Consider the following 21,297-nt stretch of genomic DNA (forward strand, 5'->3'; position numbering starts at 1 on the left):
ATGCCGCCGCCGCCGCGCCGGCACCCGCGCCGGCTCCGACGCCGGCTCCGGCTGCCGCCAGCGCTCCCGCGCCGGCCGCTGCCGCCGGCCCGGTCGAGGTCAAGGTGCCGGACATCGGCGACTACGACTCGGTCCCCGTGATCGAAGTCCACGTCAAGCCGGGCGACACCATCAACGCCGAAGATGCGCTGGTGACGCTGGAATCCGACAAGGCCACCATGGACGTGCCGTCGCCGGCCGCCGGCGTGGTCAAGGAAGTCCGGATCAAGGTCGGCGACAACGTCTCCGAAGGCACGCTGATCCTGATTCTCGAAGGCGCAGCCGGTGCGCCGGCCAGCGCGCCTGCTGCTGCAGCCCCGGCCGCGGCAGCTCCCGCTCCTGCTCCCGCAGCCAGCGCACCGGCACCGGCCCCCGCGGCCGCGCCCGCTGCTGCTGCTCCGGCTGCCGGCGTGACCGGCACCGCTGCCCACGCCAGCCCCTCCGTGCGCAAGTTCGCGCGCGAACTGGGCGTGGACGTCTCGCGCGTGCCGGGCACCGGCCCCAAGGGGCGGATCACCCAGGACGACGTGCAAGCCTACGTCAAGGGCGTGATGAGCGGTTATACCGCAGCCCCGGCAAAGGCAGCCGCTGCCCCGGCCGGTGGTGGCGAGCTGAACCTGCTGCCGTGGCCGAAGGTGGATTTCACCCGCTTTGGCGAGGTCGAAAGCAAGCCGCTGTCGCGCATCAAGAAGCTCTCGGGTGCGAACCTGCATCGCAACTGGGTGATGATTCCCCACGTCACCAATCACGACGAGGCCGACATCACCGAGCTGGAAGCCTTCCGCGTGCAGCTCAACAAGGAATACGAGAAGCAAGGCGTCAAGGTCACCATGCTGGCCTTCATGATCAAGGCTGCCGTCGCCGCGCTCAAGAAATTCCCGAATTTCAACGCCTCGCTCGATGGCGAGAACCTGGTGCTGAAGCAGTATTTCAACATCGGTTTTGCCGCTGACACGCCGAACGGCCTGGTTGTGCCGGTGATCAAGAACGCCGACAAGAAGGGCGTGATCGAGATCGGCCAGGAAATGAACGAGCTGGCCAAGCTGGCGCGCGACGGCAAGCTCAAGCCGGACCAGATGCAAGGCGGCTGCTTCTCGATCTCCTCGCTGGGCGGCATCGGTGGCACGTATTTCACACCGATCATCAACGCGCCGGAAGTGGCCATCATGGGCGTGTGCAAGTCGTACCAGAAGCCGGTGTGGGATGGTAAGCAGTTCGTGCCGCGCCTGACGCTGCCGCTGTCGCTGTCGTGGGATCACCGCGTCATCGACGGTGCGGAAGCGGCTCGCTTCAATACCTATTTCGGTCAGCTGCTGGCCGATTTCCGCCGCATCCTGCTGTAAGGCGGGTGAGGGCGCGCATGGCCTCGCGGCCGTGCGCGCCTTTGCCAGCAATGTCTGCAACCTGCCGTCGGCAAACCAGGAACACTGGAAAACAGGAAGCGAGCCCATGACTACCTGCGTTGTCGTCAAGAAGGCCGGCGAGGTGGCGATTGCCGCCGACGCGCTGGTGACGTTCGGCGACACCCGGCTCACGCGTGCTTACGAGCGCAACCAGAAGGTGTTCCCGGTGGGTGACAGCTTCGTGGCGCTCGCCGGTACCACCGCGCACTTCCCGGTCATGCGCAGCCTGCTGGCCGGACTGGGCGAGGATTGCCGGCTGGGCTCGCGCGATGACGTCTTCCGGACCTTCCTCAAGGTGCATGAAAAACTCAAGAACGAGTATTTCATCAACACCAAGGAAGACGAGGACGATCCTTACGAGTCCTCGCAGATCGTATGCCTGATCGCCAATCCGGCGGGCATCTTCGGCGTGTATTCGTACCGCGAAGTCTTCTCGTTCGATCGTTTCTGGGGCATTGGCTCGGGGCGCAACTACGCGCTGGGCGCCATGCACGCGGTCTACGACCAGCCGGGCCTCGCTGCCGGCGAGATTGCGCGGATCGGGGTGGATGCAGGGGTGGAGTTCGACAAGAGTTCGGCAGGCCCGGTCGAGGTGCAGGTGGTGCAGCTGGGCGCCATGGCTGGCGACGGAGCAACCAATAACGATGGCGCGGCCCGCATCTGAAGCGGGGCGCGTTCTTGAGGAGCAAAAACATGAGTGTGATCGAAGTCCAGGTGCCGGATATCGGCGATTTCGACGCGGTGGAAGTCATCGAGGTGCTGGTCAAGGCTGGCGATACGGTCGAGCAGGAGCAGTCGCTGATCGTGCTCGAGTCGGACAAGGCCAGCATGGATGTGCCGTCGTCCGCCGCCGGCAAGGTGGTGGAGGTGCGCATCAAGGTGGGCGACAAGGTCGCCAAGGGCGCCGTGATCTGCACGCTGGAGACCGAAGCCGCGGCCAAGCCGGCCGCTGCCCCGGCCCCTGCGCCCGCCCCTGCGCAGGCATCCGCTCCCGCGCCTGCGGCCGCTCCGGCATCGGCGCCCGCGGCCGCCACGCATTCGGGCAGCGCGGACATTACCTGCGACATGCTGGTGCTCGGCGCCGGTCCCGGCGGCTACTCGGCCGCGTTCCGCAGCGCTGATCTGGGCATGAACACCGTGCTGGTCGAGCGCTACGGCACGCTCGGCGGGGTCTGCCTGAACGTCGGCTGCATCCCGTCCAAGGCGCTGCTGCACAACGCCGCCGTGATCGACGAGGCCAAGGCCCTGGCGGCCCACGGCATCCTGTTCGGCGAAGCCAAGATCGACCTCGACGGCCTGCGCCACTACAAGGACACCGTGGTCGGCAAGCTGACCGGCGGCCTGGCCGGCATGGCCAAGGCGCGCAAGGTGCAGGTCGTGCGCGGCGTCGGCACCTTCCTCGACCCGCACCACCTGGAGGTGCAGGAGACCGAAGGCGATGCCAAGCAGACCACCGGCAAGAAGACGGTGATCCGCTTCGAGAAGGCAGTGATCGCCGCTGGCAGCCAGGCGGTCAAGCTGCCGTTCATCCCCGAGGACCCGCGCATCGTCGACTCCACCGGCGCGCTGGAACTGCCGGAAGTGCCCAACAAGATGCTGGTCATCGGCGGTGGCATCATCGGGCTGGAAATGGCCACGGTGTACAGCACGCTGGGCGCCAACATCGACGTGGTGGAAATGCTCGATGGCCTGATGCAGGGCGCCGACCGCGACCTGGTCAAGGTCTGGGACAAGATGAACAAGCTGCGCTTCGGCAAGGTCATGCTCAAGACCAAGACCGTCGGCGTGGAAGCGAAGCCGGACGGCATCTACGTCAGGTTCGAAGGCGAGCAGGCGCCGGCCGAGCCGGAACGCTATGACCTGGTGCTGGTGTCGGTGGGCCGTGCACCCAACGGCAAGCGCATCGGCGCGGAGAAGGCGGGCGTGGCGGTAACGGATCGCGGCTTCATCGAGGTCGACAAGCAGATGCGCACCAACGTGCCGCATATCTTTGCCATCGGCGACATCATTGGCCAGCCCATGCTGGCGCACAAGGCTGTGCATGAGGCGCACGTGGCGGCCGAGGCCGCGCACGGCGAGAAGGCCTACTTCGATGCCAAGCAGATTCCGTCGGTGGCCTTCACCGACCCGGAAGTGGCCTGGGCGGGCCTGACCGAGGACCAGTGCAAGGAGCAGGGCATCAAGTACAGCAAGAGCGTGTTCCCGTGGGCTGCTTCCGGCCGCGCCATTGCCAATGGCCGCGACGAGGGTTTCACCAAGCTGATCTTCGACGAGGAAACGCATCGCATCATCGGCGGTGGCATCGTTGGCACCCATGCCGGCGACCTGATCAGCGAAGTCTGCCTGGCGGTCGAGATGGGCGCCGATGCGGTGGATATCGGCAAGACGATCCATCCGCACCCGACGCTGGGCGAATCCATCGGCATGGCTGCCGAGATCTACGAAGGCGTGTGCACCGACGTACCGCCGCCGCGCAAGCGTTAAGCACCAGACGTTAGCGATATCATTGGGGCCCGCCGCACGGCGGGCCTTTTTACGGTTGGATTTGCAATTAACCGCCAAGCTTTTTGCAGCGTACGCTTGCGGCTGCGCCGATCAAGGCCGGCTTGCAGAAGGCGAGCGCGCGTCGTGGTTTCCTTGTGTGGCGGGCAAAAAAATCCCGGCGCATGGCCGGGAATGAATCGATATTGGAATACATGGAAACCAGATACCGAGGAGACACAGTAGGAGGGCAGGGCGGCTCGATTGCCTTCCATGCTGCCTTCGTTGGCAAAATGCGCTGGCCAAGCCACGCGCGCTTTGCCAACGAACCGGCCGAAGCCGGTCCGTTTCCTGCCGTCGCGGATTAGGCGGCGGTGGTGGTCTTCTTGGTCGCGGTGCGAGCCGTGGCGCTGGCTTGCTGGGCGGCCTTGGTGGCGGCGCTGGCGGCTGCCTGGAAGTTGGTTTCAGCGATTTCAACAGCTTGCTTGGTGGCCTTCTGGACCGACTCGTAAGCGTTGTTGGCGGCGCTGATCGCGGACTTCACGATGGCAACGGTCGACTCGGAGCCGGCCGGGGCGTTCTTGGCGAGGTTCTCGACCAGGGTTTGCACCTTCTTCGAGTTCTCGGCCAGTTGGGCTTCGGCGACCTTGGTGAATTCAGCCTGGGTTTCCGAGGCGATTTCGTACACGTGGCGGCTATAGGCCAGGGCCTTTTCGGCAACGGGCTGGACCAGCGAGCTCTGGAGGGCCAGGAATTCCTGGGCATCCTTGGCCGAGAGGGCCTTCTTGGCGTTGTCCACGTTTTCAGCGAACGTGGCCTTGACCACTTGCAGGTTCAGCTCGACCAGCTTCTCAATGCCTTCGAAGGCTTTGGTGGTCAGGCCGACCAGGGTTTCGAGGTTGGCTTTTTGCGCTGCGGCGACTTGTTCCGGGGTGAAGCTCATGCTGGTCTCCAATGATGAAGTTCAAGGTCATGCAAAATTAGGCCGCCCAGATGTCAAAGCCATGACGAAGTAACGATTAAAGCCGTTTTTTCGTCAGCCAGCCCCAGGCGTTTGGGGGGTTATCGGCGCGCCTCACTTGCTCTGCAAAATCGATGGTGCGCCGCAACAATTCCAATTGTAGGGAAAAGAAAATCGGTGTCAAGGGCTTCTTGTGCATTGCACAAATAACTGTTGTTGAAGTCGGTACGGTGTCACATTTTGGCTGCGTAGCGTCGGCAGGTGCGCCACGGCACGCACCTGGAGGGGAGGAGGGAAGGCCGGGACGGCGCACCCTGGCGCCGGCACAGTGCTACCATCGCGGTCTGCCCGAATCGCTGCTGCCCAAGGGCGCAACCTACCGGCCGATGCACCGCGGCCCGGTTGCCGCGACCGGCCGCCGCCGGTCAGCCAGCCCGCCTACGTTTGCCCTCATGCTCGCTTTTTACGCCGATCATTTTGTTCTGCCCCTGCCCGAGGGCCACCGTTTCCCGATGCGCAAGTACAGCATGTTGAGGGAGACGGTCGAGCGCGACGTGCCAGGGCTGGCGCTGGTCGAGGCGCCGCGGGCCGGGGACGATGCCTTGCTGCTGGCGCACACGCCTGAATATGTCGCCAGCGTCTCTCGGGGCGAACTGGACCCGGCGCGCCAGCGCGAGATCGGCTTTCCGTGGTCGGACGCCATGGTCGAGCGGTCGCGGCGCTCCGCCGGTGCCACCATCGAGGCCTGCCGCGTCGCCCTGCGCGAGGGCATCTCGGTCAACCTGGCGGGCGGCACGCATCATGCCTATGCCGACAAGGGCGGCGGCTTCTGTGTCTTCAACGACGCGGCCATCGCCGCGCGCCAACTGCGCCGCGACGGCCAGGTGGAGCGCGTGGCCGTAGTCGACCTCGACGTGCACCAGGGCAACGGTACCGCCTCCATCCTGCGTGACGACCCCTTCGTCTTTACGCTGTCCCTGCATGGCGAGAAGAACTATCCCTTTCGCAAGGAGGCCAGCGATCTCGATGTGGGCCTGCCCGATGGCTGCGACGATGCGGCTTACGCCCAAGCGCTGCAGGGCGCACTCGATACGCTGTTCGCGCGTTTCGCTCCCGACCTCATCATTTACCTGGCAGGGGCCGATCCGCATGAGGGCGACCGGCTTGGGCGCCTGAAACTCACACTGGCCGGGCTGGCCCGGCGCGACCGGCTGGTGTTCGACGCGGCCCTGGCGCGCGGACTGCCCGTTGCCGTGGCGATGGCCGGCGGCTATGGCAACCAGATCGAGGACACCGTCGCGGTGCATGCGCAGACCATCGCACTCGCGGCCCAATATCACGATCGCTACGCCCGGCGCGAAAAGCCGGACGCCGCCGTGGCAGGCACGATCCTGTCCACCGGCAACAAGGAGATGGCACCGCGATGAGTGCAACCAGCCAGGCTCACGCGGCACGCGGCACCTTGTGGATGGCCGGCATGCCGTGGCTGTTCGTGGTGATCTGGAGCACCGGGTTTATCGTGGCCAAGTACGGCATGCCGCACGCCGAGCCGATGACCTTCCTGTTCCTGCGCTTTGTCGGCGTGCTGGTGTTGATGGTGCCCTTCGTGCTCATGGCGCGCGTCCCGCTGCCGCAGCGCGCCGGGGCGACCGACTGGCGCATGGTCGGGCACATCGCGCTGGCAGGGCTGTTCCTGCAGGCGGGCTACCTTGGCGGCGTGTGGGCAGCGGTCAAGCTCGGCATGCCGGCGGGCGTCTCCGCCCTGATTGTCGGCATGCAGCCGATCCTGACCGCGCTGGCGGCTTCGCGCATGGGCGAGACCATCGGCAGGCGCCAGTGGCTGGGGTTGCTGCTTGGCATCGTCGGCGTGGGCCTGGTGGTGGCCAACAAGCTGTCGGCCAGCGGGTTGTCCGCGCCAAGCCTGCTGCTGGCGCTGGGCGCCTTGTTCTCGATCACCTTCGGCACGCTGTATCAGAAGCGCTATTGCCCGATATTCGACCTGCGCATGGGCTCGGTGATCCAGTTTGCCGCGGCGGCGCTGGCCTGCCTGCCGTTCATGTTCCTGACCGAAACCCGTCACGTCGAATGGAATGCCGAGATGGTCGGCGCGCTCGCCTGGTCCGTGGTCGCGCTGTCCATCGGCGCCATCTCGCTGCTGTTCCTGCTGATCCGCCAAGGCGCGGCCACCAAGGTATCCAGCCTGATGTATCTCACTCCGCCGACCACCGCCGCCATGGCGTGGCTGCTGTTCGGCGAGCGATTCCCGCCGCTGGCCGCGCTTGGCATGGCCCTGGCCGCAAGCGGTGTTGCACTGGTGATCCGCCGCTAATTTTCCCTGATTCCACTTTCGATGAACCCGACCGCCGATACCCGCAGCGCTTACTGTCATTTCCAGCCCATCACCACGCGCTGGATGGATAACGACGTCTATGGCCATGTCAACAACGTCATCTACTACAGTTATTTCGATACCGTGGTGAACACCTACCTGATTCGGGAGGGTGTGCTGGATATCGCGTCCGGCGACACCATCGGGCTGGTGATCGAGACACAATGCAATTATTTTGCCGCGCTGAGCTTTCCCGATACCGTGGTGGCCGGGCTGCGCGTGGCGCGGCTGGGCAATTCGAGCGTGCGCTACGAAGTGGGCTTGTTCCGCAACGACGAAGACGTGGCCGCGGCGCAGGGCCATTTTGTCCATGTCTACGTGGATCGGGCCACGCGCCGCCCGGTGCCGTTGCCGCCCGCGCTGCGCGACGCGCTGCAGGCCCTGGTGTGCGAGCCGGCGGGCGCCCACGCATGAGCCGGCCCGCGCAAAGGAGTTGAGAGCCATGGATTCGCAGCAGAAACGGGACACCACCCTGGTCGACCAAGCCATCATCACGCGCCGCTCGGTGCGCGCGTTTCTCGATACGCCGGTGCCGCGCGACGTGGTCAATGAGATCCTGGCGGTGGCCAGCCGGGCCCCGTCGGGCACCAACGCCCAGCCGTGGCGGGTCTATGTGCTGACGGGCGACGCCAAGGTGAAGCTGTCGGCCGAGGTGCTGGCCGCGTACGACGATCCGCAGCGCGACAGCAAATATCGCGAGGAGTATCCCTACTATCCGCGCGAGTGGGTGACGCCGTACATCGACCGCCGCCGCAAGGTGGGCTGGGACCTCTACAGCCTGCTGCAGATCAGCCGCGAGGACAAGGCGCGCATGCATGCGCAGCACTCGCGCAACTTCACCTTCTTTGGCGCGCCGGTGGGCATGATCTTCACCATCGACCGCATCCTGGAGCAGGGCAGCTGGCTCGACTACGGCATGTTCCTGCAGAGCATCATGGTGGCGGCGCGGGCTCGCGGGCTGGATACCTGCCCGCAGGCGGCGTTCACCCAGTTCCACGCGGTCATCGCCAATCACTTGCGCCTGCCGGAGGATGAAATGGTGGTCTGCGGCATGGCGCTGGGCCATGCCGACCCCGCCGCCATAGAGAATACCCTTAGTACGGAACGTGAACCGGTAAGCGGGTTCGCGCGTTTCTTATCTTAAGAAGTTGTCGGCGGCGGGGGCGCGCTTTGTGCTGTCGCCGCCTGTTGTCTGTTGGCCCGGGTCATCCCGACGGGCGGGCGAGAAAGATGAAACGCTGTGGAATTACCACAGTCGACGTCGGTCTTACTGCACGTGCGATGTGATGCGTGCCCCGCATTTTCCGTAATGTGGAATTGTTTGCAAATCGAACTTTAAAGAGGCTCCGTAAGTCTTTAATCTTGCTAACAATTTCTTTTTTTCCTAAACTGGCGCAATCCAAGTTGCGCGCTGAATGAATCATGTTCCGGTCTGATTCCCCCCTATTTTTGCGATTCTTCGGCTCTACCCCTCTTACTTCGGTTGCGGCCTCCGTGCTGTTGACCGTTTCCATGCTGGCCGCCCCTGTGGCCGATGCCGCGACGAAAACGTCGGACACCGCAAAAACCAGCAAAAAATCGGCAAAAGTCACCAAGTCCGAGAAAAAATCGGCAAGTTCTTCCTCTAAATCCGCAAAATCCAAGCAGGCCGCGACGAGCGGCAAGGCTGAGCGCGCCACGACGCGCAAGGTCGTGGTACTGAAAAACGGCAAGCGCACCGTGGTGGCGCAGCGCCAGGCGGCACCGGTTCGCGCGGCGTTCATTCCCGCCAAGCCCTCGCTGGGCGAGGCGCTCGGCCTGCGTGACACGGAGGACGCGCTCGCGCTGCGCTCCAGCGTGGCACTGGTGATGGACCAGAATTCCAACGAAGTGCTGTTCCAGAAGAACGCCGCCGCGGTGCTGCCGATCGCCTCGATCACCAAGCTGATGACCGCCCTGGTGGTGATGGACGCGCGCCAGCCGATGGATGAGGTGCTCACCATCACCGAGGAAGACCGCGACACCGAGAAGCACAGCAGTTCGCGCCTGCGCTTTGGCGCGCAGCTCACGCGCCAGGAGGCGCTGCTGCTGGCACTGATGTCCTCGGAGAATCGTGCGGCATCGGTGCTGGGCCGCAGCTACCCGGGCGGCCTGCCGGCCTTTGTGCAGGCCATGAACCGCAAGGCGCGCGAGCTCGGCATGAACGACAGCCATTTCGTCGATTCGAACGGCTTGTCGAGCAGCAATGTCTCGAGTGCGATGGACCTTGTGCGCATGGTCAATGCGGCGTACCGCAACCCCACCATCCGCGAGTTTTCGACGCAGACCGAGCATGAGGTCAATGTGCTTGGCCGCACCCAGCATTACGTCAGCACCAATCGCCTGGTTCGTGGCGGCAACTGGGAGATCGGCCTGCAAAAGACGGGCTTTATCTCCGAGGCTGGCCAGTGCCTGGTGATGCAGGCACGCGTGAATGGCCGCAATGTGGTGATGGTGTTCCTGGATTCCGTTGGCAAGCTGTCCCGCTTCGCCGATGCCAACCGCGTCAAGGACTGGCTGGAACACGTGCAGACGGGGCCGGGCCGCCCTTTTCCCACGTCCCCAAACCTGACGCAGGGGCTTGGCAGCCCAACCCCTCAGGCGATCCTGACCGCTCAGCAGCCTCGCGGCATCTGATGGGGGTGCCGGAGTGATCCGGTCTCCTGCTTGAAGTCATGAAAAACGCGCCGTCGCCGGCGCGTTTTTCTTTGCGGCGAGGGCGGTGCGCTTAGAGCAGCTTGCCCGGATTCATGATGCCGGCCGGATCCAGCAACTTCTTGATGCCTTGCATCATGCGCAGCTCCAGCGGGTCCTTGAGGCGCAGGAAATCATCGCGCTTGAGCTGGCCGATGCCATGCTCGGCGCTGATGCTGCCACCGTAGCGCGCCACCTCCTCCAGCACTGCGGCCGTCAGCGCCTTGCCATGCTGCGCCGTCCAGTCGTGCTGCACGCCCGCGGGTCGCGACAGGTTGTAGTGCAGGTTGCCGTCGCCGAAATGCCCGAAGATAAACGGACGGATGCTGGGGCTGATGGCCTTGAGGCGCGTCTCCATCGAGGCCATGAAGGCCGGGATCTGCTCGATCGGCAGTGACACATCGTGCTTCAGGTGCGGCCCGTCGGCGCGCTGCGCCTCGGAGATCTCCTCGCGCAGCTTCCACAGGCCCTGCAGCTGTGACAGCGAAGCCGAGACGGCGGCGTCCAGGCACAGCTCGCGCTCCAGCGCCTCGCCGATCACGCGCTCCAGCAGCACGTTGAGGGCGGCTTCGTCGGTGGTGTCGGCCAGTTCCACCAGCACATAGGCGGGATAGCGTTGGCCGAAGGGCTCCTGCACGCCTTGCGCGTGCTTGAGCACGAGGTCGACGCAATCGCCGGTGAAGAACTCGAAGGCTTGCAGGCGCGCGCCGCACTGTGCGAACAGCAGCTCGAATAGCTCCAGCGCTTGCAGCGGGGAAGCCACTGCCGCCAGTACCACCGAGCGCGCGTCGGTGCGCGGGAACAGGCGCAGCGCTGCGGCCGTGATGACGCCCAGCGTACCTTCGGAGCCGATCAGCAACTGCTTGAGGTCATAGCCGGTATTGTCCTTGCGCAAGGCGCGCAGCCCGTGAAAGATCTCCCCGTTGGGCAGCACGGCTTCCACGCCCAGAACAAGCTCGCGGGTCATGCCGTAGCGCACCACATTGACGCCGCCCGCGTTGGTCGCGAGATTGCCACCGATCTGGCAGGAGTCCTCGGCCGCCAGGCTGAGCGGCAGCAGGCGATGCGCCTCCTGCGCGGCGCGCCGCAGGTTGCCCAGGATGCAGCCCGCTTCGGCGACCAGCGTGTTGGCGATGGTGTCGATGGAGCGGATCGCATTCATGCGGTCCATGCTCAGCACCACGTTGGCGGGGCTGCTGTCCGGCGCGGCGCCGCCGCACAACCCGGTGTTGCCACCACGCGGCACCACCGGGACCGCGGCCTGCTGGCACAGGGCCAGGCAGCGCGCCACCTCGTCCACCGAGCGCGGGCGCACCACGGCCTGTGCATTGCCACGGTAAAGGCCGCGCCAGTCGGCGAGCCACGGCGCAACCTGGTCGGGCTCGGTGGCAACCACGTCGGGGCCGAGCGCTTCGATCAGGCGGGGCAGGAAATCTGAGTTTTGCATGGTGGGTCTATCCGGAGAAGCAATGCGGCTCAGGCCGCGGAATGAGAGGGGTCTTGGCCGCTGGCGACGGACTCGCCGCGCGCTGCCAGCTGCAGGCCCAGCCGCCCCGCGGCGCCGCGCAGGTGCGCCACCGCCGCAGCGCGCGCTTGTTCGGGGTCGCCGGCGCGGATCGCGTGGAAGATGGCCAGGTGTTCCTGATGGACCTGTTCGGACAGGCCATCCTGCTGGCGGGTATTGAGCCGCGCCACGTGCACGGCCTGGTGCAGTTGCAGGTTCAGGTACTGCAGCAGTTGCAGGTAGTACTTGTTGTGGGTGGCGGTGGCAATTGCCACATGGAAGGCGGTGTCCGCCTCGACGCTGCGGTGCGGGTCGTGCAATTGCGCCGCGAGCCGGTCCAGCAGCGCCTGCATGCCGGCGACATCCTGCGCGGTGCGCCGCAGTGCCGCGAGCGCGGCGGCGGCGCTTTCGAGATCGAGCCGCAGCTCGTAGATGCTGGCCAGCTCGTCGCGATCGATGCCGATCTCCTGCGGCAGCTGGAAGCCGGCGTTGCCCACGCGCGAGCGCACCGTGCTGCCCACGCCTTGGCGGCTTTCGACCAGGCCCTGGGAGCGCAGGTGCTCGGTCACCTCGCGGATGACGGCCGGGCTGACGCCATACTGCTCGGCAAGCTGTTTGCCCGTCGGCAGCCGGGCGCCGACGGGATAGGTGCCGCCGGCGATCTCGGCGCGCAACTGCTGGGTCACCTGTTCGGTGAGGGTAATGGCTTTGGTCCGCATGCCCAGCAGGATATAACTATTCAGGTTATCTGAAAACTAAGGGTATACGCTCGGTCTGCGATTGAGGCACTGCGCGGGGGAAAGGAAAGAGGGAGCGGGCGAAACAAAGATTCGGCGGGAAGGGCGCGTGGGCCCCCCGCGCCGCTCACCCCGCCGTGCTCAGGCTGCGACGTCGGCCGCGTAGCCCATGCCGCGCGAGATCTGCAGCGCGGTTTCCTTCAGGTTCTGCAGCCAGCTGTCCTGCAGGCGATCGGCCGGGGCCGAGAGCGACAATCCGGCCACCAGGCGGCGCGAGTCGTCGTAGATGCCGGCGGCGATGCAACGCACGCCGAGTTCCAGCTCTTCGTTGTCGCGCGCATAGCCGTTGGTGCGTACCCAGTTGAGCTCGCGCTCCAGCTTGATCAGGTCGGTGATCGAGGTGCGGGTGTGTCCCGCCAGCCCGGTGCGGGTGGCGTAGTTGCGCACCCGCGCCACTTCATCGGCCGCCAGGAACAGCTTGCCCACCGAGGTCAGGTGCAGCGGCGCGCGGCCGCCAATGGCGCGCACCACCTGCATGCCGGAGCGCTCGCTATAAGCGCGCTCGATGTAGACGATCTCATCCCCCTGGCGTACCGACAGGTTCACGGTCTGGCCCGTCACGCGGTGCAGCGCCCGCATCGGCGCCAGCGCCGCGTCGCGTACCGACAGCCGGGCCTTGACCAGGTTGCCGAGCTCCAGCAGCCGCATGCCAAGCCGGTAGCTGCCAGGATCGGAGCGGTCGACGAAGCGGCAGGCCACCATGTCGTTGAGGATGCGGTGCGCGGTGGAAGGGTGCAGGCCGGTGGTCAGCGACAGTTCCTTGAGGCTGACCGGATCAGCATGCTGGGCGAGCGCATCCAGCAAGGTCATCATGCGTTCGATGACCTGGATGGATGTCTTGCCGGGGGCTTTGTCTGCTTCTGCCATGGGGAAATGTTGCCGTGCGGCAAATTAAGCGGTTGCCTGATTCTATCTCGCATTGTGAAAATTTCAATAGGTGAAATGCCATTACCGAAAGAATCTTCGGATGATGCCGATGGCGAATGTGGCGAAAAATGCATGTAAAAATGCGGCGAATTCACCCCAGCCGTGAACGCTTTTGTATGCTGGCCGGTGCGCAAGGGCGCATAATTGCGGGGTTTCGGGGTCTGGAAAAGGGAAACAATGCGAGTTGGTCTGTTCGCCACCTGCCTGGTGGACCTCATGCGTCCGGAAATCGGCTTCTCGGTGCTCAAGTTGCTGGAGAAGGCTGGCTTTGAGGTGATGGTGCCCGAGGCCCAGACCTGTTGCGGGCAACCGGCCTACAACTCGGGCGAGCGCACGGCATCGCGCGACCTGGCGGAGAAATTCCTACGCGAGTTCGAGATGTTCGACTACGTGGTGATTCCGTCCGGATCCTGCGGTGGCATGGTGCTGCATCACTATGCGGATCTGCTCGGCGACGATCCCGAGTTGAATGGCCGCTATGAAGGCCTGCGCTCGCGTGTGTTCGAGCTGACCGATTTCCTGGTCAACGTGGCCAAGCTGGACGAGTTCGACTCAAGGTTCGCGGGCCGCATTACCTACCATGACTCTTGCTCCGGCTTGCGTGAACTGGGCGTCAAGAGCCAGCCGCGCGCCCTCCTGGCGCAATTGCCTGGCGTGCAATTGAGCGAGATGAAGGACTGCGAGGCTTGCTGCGGATTCGGTGGCACCTTCTCGGTCAAATACGGCAATATCTCCACGGCCATCGTCGATGAGAAGTGCGCCAACATCAAGGCCAGTAGTGCTGATGCCGTGGTGCTGGGCGATCTCGGCTGCATGCTCAATATCGAAGGGCGCTTGCGCAGGACCGGCGACACGCGCACGCAGGTGCTGCATATCGCGCAAGTGCTTGCCGGCGATGCCTGATCCCGGCCAGCCGAAAAACAACCCTTAGCGAGATCCCCGCTATGCAAGTTCGCAGCATGGAGTTCAAGGCGCGCGCGGGCCAGAAGCTGGCCGACCAGCGCCTGCAGCAGAACCTCAAGAAGCTCTCCACCAAGTTCGTCACGGCGCGCGCCGACGCCATCCGCGACATCGATTTCGATGCCACCCGCGAGGCGCTCAAGGAGCGCCGCGACCGCGCGCTGCAAAACCTCGACGTCTGGCTCGCCACCTTCGAGGAAAACGCCACGCGCCGCGGCGCCACCGTGCTGTTCGCCGAGACCACGGCCGATGCCGCGCGGCTGGTGGCGGAGATCGCGCGCAAGCATGGCGTCAAGAAGGTCATCAAGAGCAAGTCGATGGTGACCGAGGAAATGCGCCTGAACCAGGTGCTGGGCGAGATGGGCGTGCAGAGCATCGAGACGGATCTGGGTGAATACATCCTGCAGATCAACGATGCCGAGCCGCCGTCGCACATCATTGCCCCGGTGGTGCACAAGGACAAGGAGGAGATCGCCGACCTGTTCGCCCGCGTGCACCACAAACCGCGCCTGACCGATATCCCCGCGATGACGCGCGAGGCGCGCGAAGTGCTGCGCCCGGAATTCCTGTCCGCCGACATGGGCGTGACCGGCGGCAACTTCATCATTGCCGAGACTGGCTCGGTGGCGGTGGTGACCAATGAGGGCAACGAGGGCATGTGCACCGTGATGCCACGCGTGCATGTGGCGGTGACCGGCATCGAAAAGGTGTTGCCCACACTGGAAGACCTGGCAACCGTGATGCGGCTGCTGCCGCGCTCGGCCACCGGCCAGGCCATCTCGAATTACTTCTCGCTGCTGACCGGCCCGCGCGCCGAGGGCGAGCGCGATGGCCCCGAGCATATGTATTTCGTGCTGGTCGATGGCGGGCGCAGCGGCCTGATCGGCGGAGACTTCCAGGACATGCTGCGCTGCATCCGCTGTGGTGCCTGCATGAACCATTGCCCCGTGTACCAGAAGATCGGCGGCCACGCCTACGGCTGGGTCTACCCGGGCCCGATGGGCAGCGTGCTGACGCCGAGCTACGTGGGCCTGGCCAATGCGCTGGACTTGCCGCAGGCCGCCACGCTGTGCGGAGAATGCAACCGCGTGTGCCCGGCGTCGATCCCGCTGTCGGACCTGCTGCGCAAGCTGCGCGAGAAGCAGATGGAACGCGGCCTGCGTCCCTGGCAGGAGCGGCTTGGGCTGCAAGTGTGGGGCTACGTGGCGCGCCGGCCGGGGCTGTACGCCTTCGCGACCCGCATCGGCGCGCGCTTGCTCTCGCGCATGGGCGGCAGCAGCAAGCTGATTGCCAGCCTGCCGATGGCCGGCCGCGGCTGGACCGAAACCCGCGACCTGCCGGCACCGAGCGGACGCACGTTCCGTGAGCTTTACAAAGAAAGGAGGGCCCGTTGATGGCTACGACGACAAGCAATGCGCCGGCGCTGGCAACCATGCGCGCCGCGCTCGAACAACATATCGGCGGCCAGCTCGCAGCCGATGGCCTGGTGCGCAGCTGGCGCGAGGCCGCCCCCGGCCTGGTGCTGCCGCCGATGTTCGGGCAGGCGATGGAAGAGCTGCTGCGCCGGCTGGAGATGGCGGCGGTATTCGCGCAGGACAGCTGCTCGTTCTCGAGCACGGCCGTTACCGACCAGCTCAAGCGCTGGCTGGACAAGGCGGCCACTGCCTGAGCGCTGCCACGCAAACGCCCACCCCAATGTAAAAGGCCCCCGCTGATGAGCGGGGGCCTTTTTGCACGGACGTGGCTATGCGAGTGGCTCAGCCCAGCAGCAGGGCGTCATCATCCAGTTGCTCATGGCGCGTTTGCTCGAACATGCGCAGCAGGTCCGGCACGTCCAGCCCCGCGCGCTGCTCTCCCGATACGTCCAGCACAACCTGGCCCTGGTGCAGCATCACCGTGCGCTGCCCGTAGTCCAGCGCCTGGCGCATGCTGTGCGTGACCATCATCGTGGTGAGCTTGGCGTCTGCCACGATCTTGGCGGTCAGTTCCAGCACGAAGGCAGCCGTCTTCGGGTCGAGCGCGGCGGTGTGCTCGTCCAGCAGCAGGATGCGCGAGGGCTGCAGCGAGGCCATCAGCAGGCTCACGGCCTGGCGCTGCCCGCCAGAGAGCAGGCCGATACGATCGGTCAGGCGGTTTTCCAGGCCGAGGTTGAGCAGCCGCAGCTTGTCGCGGAACAGCTCGCGCGAGGGCTTGTTCAGCGCCGCGCGAAAGCCCCGGCGGCTGCCGCGCGCCATGGCCAGCGCCATGTTTTCCTCAATCGTCAGCGCCTCGCAGGTGCCCGCCATCGGGTCCTGGAAGACGCGCGCCACCAGCGGGGCGCGGTCCCAGGCCGGCTTGCGCGTGACGTCGACGTCGTCGATCGTGATGCGGCCGGTGTCCACCATCTGGTCGCCGCTGATGGCATTGAGGAAGGTGGATTTACCGGCGCCGTTGGAGCCGATCACGGCAACGAACTGGCCCGTCGGGATATCCAGGCTGAGGCCGCGCAGCGCGCGCGTCTCGATCGGGGTGCCGGGATTGAAGGTGAGTTTCAGGTCTTGTGCGCGCAGCATCTCAGGCACCTCCGTTCTTGCGGCCGAACAGCTTCTTGCGGGTTCCCGGCAGCACCAGGGCGCCGGTCACCAGCACGGCGGTGACCAGGTTCAGGTCTTGCGCCTTGAGGCCGATGAACTCGCTGTTGAGCGCCAGTGCAATGAAGAAGCGGTAGAGGATGGCGCCCAGCACCACGGCCAGCGTGGTGTACACCAGCCGGCGGGCCGGCAGGATGCTCTCGCCGATGATCACCGCGGCCAGGCCGATCACGATGGTGCCGATGCCCATGGAGATATCGGAGCCGCCCTGGGTCTGCGCGAACAATGCGCCCGCAAGCGCTACCAGGCCGTTGGACAGTGCCATGCCGGCCAGCGTGGCGCGGCCGGTGGCGATGCCCTGGGAGCGCGCCATGCGTGGGTTGGCGCCAGTGGCGCGCATGGCCAGGCCGAGCTGCGAGGAGAAGAACCAGTCCAGGCCGAGCTTGGCCACGACCACCACGATCAGCAGCAGCGCGGGGCGCAGCAGGTAGTCGGGCAGCCAGTCGGGCTGCAGGATGGTGAAGATGGTGGACTCGGTGATCAGCGGCACATTGGGCTTGCCCATGATGCGCAGGTTGACCGAGTACAGCGCGATCATCATCAGGATACTGGCCAGCAGATCCATGATCTTGAGGCGCACATTGAGCCAGCCGGTGATGAAACCGGCAAAGGCGCCCGCCACGATCGCCAGCGCGGTGGCGACGAAGGGGTCCTGGCCGGAAGCGATCAGCGTGGCCGCCACAGCGCCGCCCAGCGGGAAGCTGCCGTCGACGGTGAGATCGGGAAAGTTGAGGATGCGGAAGGAGATCAGCACCCCCAGGGCGACGAGGCTGAAGATCAGGCCGATCTCCAGGGCGCCCATAAGGGAAAAGAGGGACATGGGGGAAATCCAGTTGCTTGTGTCCGGCACGGGAGGCCGAATCAGAAACGCCTGGCGCGCTGCCCGGGTCGGGCGGCGCGGCGCAGGCGTTCCGGGGGCGGGCCCGGATAGAGCCATAGAGCCGCCTGCGCGCGAACGCGCAGGGTCAGCGTGCCGCCATTACTTGATGACGGTCTTCGCTTCCTTGACCAGCTCGGGCGAGAGCGTCACGCCTTGCTTCTCGGCCGCGCTGGTGTTCACGAACAGCTCCAGCTTGTCGCTGGTCTCGGACGCGATCGCGCCGGGCTTCTCGCCCTTCAGGATACGCACTACCACCTTGCCGGTCTGGTGGCCGAGGTCGCCGTAGTTGATGCCCAGCGCTGCAATGGCGCCGCGCTTCACGCTATCGGTATCGGAAGCCACCAGCGGGATCTTCGACTCGTTGGCCACCTTGACCAGCGCTTCATACGCCGACACCACGTTGTTGTCGGTGTTGGTGTAGATCACGTCGACCTTGCCGATCAGGCTCTTGGCGGCGGCGCCGATGTCGACCGTGCGCGGTGCGGCGGCTTCCTTCAGCGTCATGCCTTCCTTGGCCAGCAGCGTCTTCAGTTCCTTGACCACCACCACCGAGTTGGCTTCACCCGGGTTGTAGACCATGCCGACGGTCTTGGCCTTGGGCACGACGCGCTTGATCAGGGCAACCTGGCGGTCCAGCGGCAGCTTGTCGGAGACGCCGGTCACGTTGGTGCCGGTTGCGCTCCAGCTCTTGACCAGCTGGGCGGCGACCGGGTCGGTCACGCCGGAATACACCACCGGCACCGACTTGGTGGCGGCCACCACGGCCTGGGCCGACGGCGTGGCGATGGCCACGATTACATTGGGCTGGTCGCCGACGAACTTGCGGGCGATCTGCGCGGCCGTGCCGGTATTGCCCTGCGCGCTCTGGTATTCCCACTTCAGGTTCTTGTCGGCGTCAAAGCCGGCGGTCTTCAGCTCGTCGCGCACGCCATCGCGGATGGCGTCCAGCGCGGGGTGGTCGACGATCGAGAGCACCTTGACGGTCTGGGCCTGCACGGCGCCGCCGTACAGCAGCGCGAGGGCGATGGCGCTGCCGAGGATGGTCTTGGTCGATGTCTTGAGACACTTCATAGTATTTAATCTCCCCCGGATATGGGTTCTGGGTGATGGGCCACGTTTCGTTCTCGATAAGAACTGGTCCGCCGTCCTGCCCGGCGGCGCGCCGCGCCGGCCGGTCGGTCCGTTGCGTGGGCGATACACCAGGCGGCAGGCTGGAGGACGCTCTTGTACAGCGGATACGACGGCGATAAGCCTGCGAGGATACCATTTTCGAGGCGAAATTTGCCCTGTCTTGCCCTGTTCTAGTGCCTCAGTGGGGGCAAACGGCAAGCCCGGAGCACGCTGTGGGCGGCTCCGGACGGTGCACCTGGCAGGTGCCTGGAACGCGGAAACGTTACTGCGCGGGGTTGTGGATTTCGGCGTGGATGCGGGCAACGGCTGCGGTCGCCGCCTCGGGCAGCGGCGTTTGCCATGCATCGATGTTCTCGCGCAATTGTTCCAGCGAGGTGGCGCCGATGATGGTGCTCGCGGCGAACCAGCGCGAGTAGCTCCAGGCCAGCGCCAGCGTAGCCGGGGAGAGGCCATGCTCGCGCGCCAGCGTCACATAGCGGGCGGCCGCGGCCAGGCTCTCCGGGCGCAGGTAGCGCGGGCTCCAGTCGGGCGGGAAGCGCGTCAGGCGGCCCTTGGCTTGCGCGTTGAACACCGGGTGGGCGAGGTCGCCACCGAGGTACTTGCCGGTGAGCTGGCCAAAGGCCAGCGGGCTGTAGACCAGCAGGCTTGTGTCGGTGCGGAAGCAGGCCTCGTCCAGGCCCTGCTCGAAGCTGCGGTTGAGCAGGTTGTACGGGTTCTGGATGGTGGCGATGCGCGGCAGGCCGTGCAGCTCCGCCTGCTTGACGAACTCGGTCACGCCCCACGGCGTTTCGTTGGATACGCCGACATAGCGGATCTTGCCTGCGCGCACCAGTTCGCCCATGGCTTCGAGCTGCGCCTGGATGGAGGCGCACTCGCGCTCATTGGCCGGATCGAACTGCTTCTGCCCGAAGATGGGCGCGTTGCGAGCGGGCCAGTGGATCTGGTACAGGTCGATGTAATCGGTCTGCAAGCGGGACAGCGAAGCGTCCACCGCCGTGCGGATGCTGTCCGGGGTCAGGTCGCCGCCATTGCGGATCCACGGCATGCGCGCCGGGCCGGCCACCTTGGTGGCCAGCACGATGCGCTCACGCTGCTGGCGCTTGAGCCAGGTGCCGACAATGCGCTCGGTGCTGCCATAGGTTTCGGCACGCGGCTTGACCGGATACATCTCGGCGGTGTCGATGAAGTTGATGCCGCGCGACACCGCGTAGTCGAGCTGGCTATGGCCTTCGGCTTCGGTGTTCTGCTCGCCGAAGGTCATGGTGCCGAGGCAGATGCGCGAGACCTGCAGGTCGCTGCGGCCAAGACGGGTGGTTTCCATGGCTATCCTTGTGAGGCTGGTGTGATAAGGCGCGAAAACGGGTTCGGTTCGGAACCGTCAGGCGCGCAGCGCAGCAGCGCATTCCTTGACCAGCACCGGGCCGCGGTAGATCAGCCCGCTGTACACCTGAACCAGCTGCGCGCCGGCCGCGATCTTGGCTTGCGCATCGGCGCCGCTGAAGATGCCGCCGACGCCCACGATGGGCACCGCGTCCCCAACCACCGCGCGCAGGCTCTTGACCACGCGCGTGGACGACTCGAACACCGGCCGGCCCGACAGGCCGCCGGCTTCCTCGCCATGCGGCAGGCCCTTGACCGCGTCGCGGGCAATGGTGGTGTTGGTGGCGATCACGCCGTCGATGCGGTGGCGGACCAGCGCGTCACCGATATTGCCGATCTGGTCGGCATCGAGATCCGGCGCGATCTTGAGCGCGAGCGGCACGTAGCGCTTGTACTTGTCGGCCAGGCGCTGCTGCGCATCCTTGAGCGTGGAGAGCAGGTGGTCGAGCTCGCTGGCGCCCTGCAGCTGGCGCAGGTTCTTGGTGTTCGGCGACGAGATATTCACGGTGACGTAGCTGGCGTGCGGGTAGACCCGTTCCAGGCAGTGCAGGTAATCATCCACCGCGCGCTCGATCGGCGTATCGGCGTTCTTGCCGATATTCAGGCCCAGCACGCCGCCTTCGGCTTTCCAGCGCGACGCGTTCACATTGGCGACAAAGGCATCCACGCCGCCGTTGTTGAAGCCCATGCGGTTGATCAGCGCATCCGCCTGCGGCAGGCGGAACATGCGCGGACGCGGGTTGCCCGCCTGCGGGCGCGGCGTCACGGTGCCCACCTCGATAAAACCGAAGCCGAAGGCGGCCAGCCCGTCGATGTACGCGCCATCCTTGTCGAGCCCGGCGGCCAGGCCAACCGGGTTGGGGAAGCGCACGCCCATCACCGTGCGCGGGTCGTCGGCGATGGTATTGCCGATGCAGCCCGCCAGCCCCATGCGCTTGGCGCGGAGCAGGTTGTTGAGGGTGAAATGGTGAGCGTCCTCCGCATCCATCGAGAACAGGGCGGGGCGAAACAGGGGGTAGAGCGCGTTCAGCACAGGGAATCAGCTTGGAAGTCGGGACCAAGGCGGCATTGTAACGGTTGGGCCGGATCGGGTATGGCGCCGC

Annotated in this window: 21 protein-coding genes; 12 read left to right on the forward strand and 9 right to left on the reverse strand. The window is 65.6% G+C overall.

Annotation, left to right across the window (positions count from 1 at the left end; translation table 11 throughout):
* The 4 genes from aceF to ACGLHR_RS13345 form a co-directional block, all read left to right on the forward strand.
* Positions 1-1,382, forward strand: a 1,382-nt coding sequence (gene aceF, locus ACGLHR_RS13330) for a dihydrolipoyllysine-residue acetyltransferase (protein ID WP_400094379.1), incomplete at its 5' end; no start/stop codon positions are given.
* A gap of 106 nt (positions 1,383-1,488) precedes the next feature.
* On the forward strand, positions 1,489-2,106 hold the full coding sequence (locus ACGLHR_RS13335) for an MFS transporter (RefSeq protein ID WP_400094380.1): 618 nt from the start codon (positions 1,489-1,491) through the stop codon (positions 2,104-2,106).
* A 14-nt stretch (positions 2,107-2,120) separates the two neighbouring features.
* Positions 2,121-3,926, forward strand: a complete 1,806-nt coding sequence (gene lpdA, locus ACGLHR_RS13340; RefSeq protein ID WP_400094381.1) for a dihydrolipoyl dehydrogenase — start codon at positions 2,121-2,123, stop codon at positions 3,924-3,926.
* An 83-nt stretch (positions 3,927-4,009) separates the two neighbouring features.
* Positions 4,010-4,291: a hypothetical protein gene (locus ACGLHR_RS13345; RefSeq protein WP_318232651.1), complete on the forward strand. Its 282-nt coding sequence runs from the start codon at positions 4,010-4,012 to the stop codon at positions 4,289-4,291.
* Here ACGLHR_RS13345 and phaP1 read toward each other — a convergent pair.
* Complete coding sequence (phaP1, locus tag ACGLHR_RS13350) at positions 4,288-4,866, reverse strand: TIGR01841 family phasin PhaP1 (protein ID WP_400094383.1); 579 nt, start codon at positions 4,864-4,866, stop codon at positions 4,288-4,290. The genes ACGLHR_RS13345 and phaP1 overlap by 4 nt on opposite strands.
* Before the next feature lie 470 nt (positions 4,867-5,336).
* Between phaP1 and ACGLHR_RS13355 the strand changes: the two genes are divergently transcribed.
* The 5 genes from ACGLHR_RS13355 to pbpG all read left to right on the forward strand — a co-directional run bounded on the left by ACGLHR_RS13355 (position 5,337) and on the right by pbpG (position 9,928).
* Positions 5,337-6,311 (forward strand): histone deacetylase, encoded by a 975-nt coding sequence (locus ACGLHR_RS13355; RefSeq protein ID WP_400094385.1) that lies wholly within the window; start codon positions 5,337-5,339, stop codon positions 6,309-6,311.
* The gene (locus ACGLHR_RS13360; RefSeq protein ID WP_400094387.1) at positions 6,308-7,213 is read left to right on the forward strand and encodes a DMT family transporter; all 906 of its coding nucleotides are present in this window, start codon (positions 6,308-6,310) and stop codon (positions 7,211-7,213) included. The genes ACGLHR_RS13355 and ACGLHR_RS13360 overlap by 4 nt, the downstream gene beginning before the upstream one ends.
* A 21-nt stretch (positions 7,214-7,234) precedes the next feature.
* Entirely contained in the window at positions 7,235-7,687 is a 453-nt protein-coding gene (locus ACGLHR_RS13365) for an acyl-CoA thioesterase (RefSeq protein ID WP_400094388.1), read from the forward strand.
* Positions 7,688-7,715: 28 nt separating this feature from the next.
* Positions 7,716-8,417, forward strand: coding sequence for a nitroreductase (locus ACGLHR_RS13370; protein ID WP_318232646.1), 702 nt, complete (start codon positions 7,716-7,718; stop codon positions 8,415-8,417).
* A gap of 368 nt (positions 8,418-8,785) precedes the next feature.
* Complete coding sequence (gene pbpG / locus ACGLHR_RS13375) at positions 8,786-9,928, forward strand: D-alanyl-D-alanine endopeptidase (RefSeq protein ID WP_400094389.1); 1,143 nt, start codon at positions 8,786-8,788, stop codon at positions 9,926-9,928.
* Between the two features lie 91 nt (positions 9,929-10,019).
* Here the strand turns inward: pbpG and ACGLHR_RS13380 are convergent, their stop codons facing one another.
* From ACGLHR_RS13380 to ACGLHR_RS13390, 3 genes are all read right to left on the reverse strand, one after another.
* Entirely contained in the window at positions 10,020-11,432 is a 1,413-nt protein-coding gene (locus ACGLHR_RS13380; protein ID WP_400094391.1) for an FAD-binding oxidoreductase, read from the reverse strand.
* A 29-nt stretch (positions 11,433-11,461) separates the two neighbouring features.
* Positions 11,462-12,208, reverse strand: coding sequence for a FadR/GntR family transcriptional regulator (locus tag ACGLHR_RS13385; RefSeq protein ID WP_400094392.1), 747 nt, complete (start codon positions 12,206-12,208; stop codon positions 11,462-11,464).
* Positions 12,209-12,367: 159 nt separating this feature from the next.
* Positions 12,368-13,153 carry an IclR family transcriptional regulator gene (locus ACGLHR_RS13390; protein WP_267606254.1) on the reverse strand — a complete coding sequence of 262 codons (786 nt, stop codon included), beginning with the start codon at positions 13,151-13,153 and terminating at the stop codon, positions 12,368-12,370.
* Between the two features lie 237 nt (positions 13,154-13,390).
* Here ACGLHR_RS13390 and ACGLHR_RS13395 point away from each other — a divergent pair, with 237 nt between their 5' ends.
* From ACGLHR_RS13395 to ACGLHR_RS13405, 3 genes are read left to right on the forward strand one after another with little or no spacing between them, the layout of a single operon-like run.
* Positions 13,391-14,116, forward strand: a complete 726-nt coding sequence (locus ACGLHR_RS13395) for a (Fe-S)-binding protein (protein ID WP_400094394.1) — start codon at positions 13,391-13,393, stop codon at positions 14,114-14,116.
* 41 nt (positions 14,117-14,157) lie between these two features.
* Complete coding sequence (locus ACGLHR_RS13400) at positions 14,158-15,567, forward strand: LutB/LldF family L-lactate oxidation iron-sulfur protein (RefSeq protein WP_400094396.1); 1,410 nt, start codon at positions 14,158-14,160, stop codon at positions 15,565-15,567.
* Complete coding sequence (locus ACGLHR_RS13405; protein ID WP_400094397.1) at positions 15,567-15,842, forward strand: hypothetical protein; 276 nt, start codon at positions 15,567-15,569, stop codon at positions 15,840-15,842. Before ACGLHR_RS13400 ends, ACGLHR_RS13405 begins: the two co-directional genes overlap by 1 nt.
* 88 nt (positions 15,843-15,930) lie before the next feature.
* On the opposite strand, the gene ACGLHR_RS13410 is transcribed toward ACGLHR_RS13405, so the two are convergent.
* The 5 genes from ACGLHR_RS13410 to ACGLHR_RS13430 all read right to left on the reverse strand — a co-directional run bounded on the left by ACGLHR_RS13410 (position 15,931) and on the right by ACGLHR_RS13430 (position 21,227).
* Positions 15,931-16,725 carry an ABC transporter ATP-binding protein gene (locus ACGLHR_RS13410; protein WP_400094399.1) on the reverse strand — a complete coding sequence of 265 codons (795 nt, stop codon included), beginning with the start codon at positions 16,723-16,725 and terminating at the stop codon, positions 15,931-15,933.
* Between the two features lies 1 nt (position 16,726).
* Positions 16,727-17,623 (reverse strand): ABC transporter permease, encoded by an 897-nt coding sequence (locus tag ACGLHR_RS13415; RefSeq protein WP_267606259.1) that lies wholly within the window; start codon positions 17,621-17,623, stop codon positions 16,727-16,729.
* 159 nt (positions 17,624-17,782) lie between these two features.
* Entirely contained in the window at positions 17,783-18,754 is a 972-nt protein-coding gene (locus ACGLHR_RS13420) for an ABC transporter substrate-binding protein (protein ID WP_400094400.1), read from the reverse strand.
* Positions 18,755-19,076: 322 nt separating this feature from the next.
* Complete coding sequence (locus tag ACGLHR_RS13425) at positions 19,077-20,135, reverse strand: aldo/keto reductase (protein WP_318232639.1); 1,059 nt, start codon at positions 20,133-20,135, stop codon at positions 19,077-19,079.
* 57 nt (positions 20,136-20,192) lie between these two features.
* The gene (locus ACGLHR_RS13430) at positions 20,193-21,227 is read right to left on the reverse strand and encodes a quinone-dependent dihydroorotate dehydrogenase (protein ID WP_318232638.1); all 1,035 of its coding nucleotides are present in this window, start codon (positions 21,225-21,227) and stop codon (positions 20,193-20,195) included.
* Positions 21,228-21,297: the final 70 nt, after the last annotated feature.

Source organism: Cupriavidus sp. CuC1 (assembly GCF_044627735.1).
GTDB classification, from domain to species: domain Bacteria; phylum Pseudomonadota; class Gammaproteobacteria; order Burkholderiales; family Burkholderiaceae; genus Cupriavidus; species Cupriavidus ulmosensis.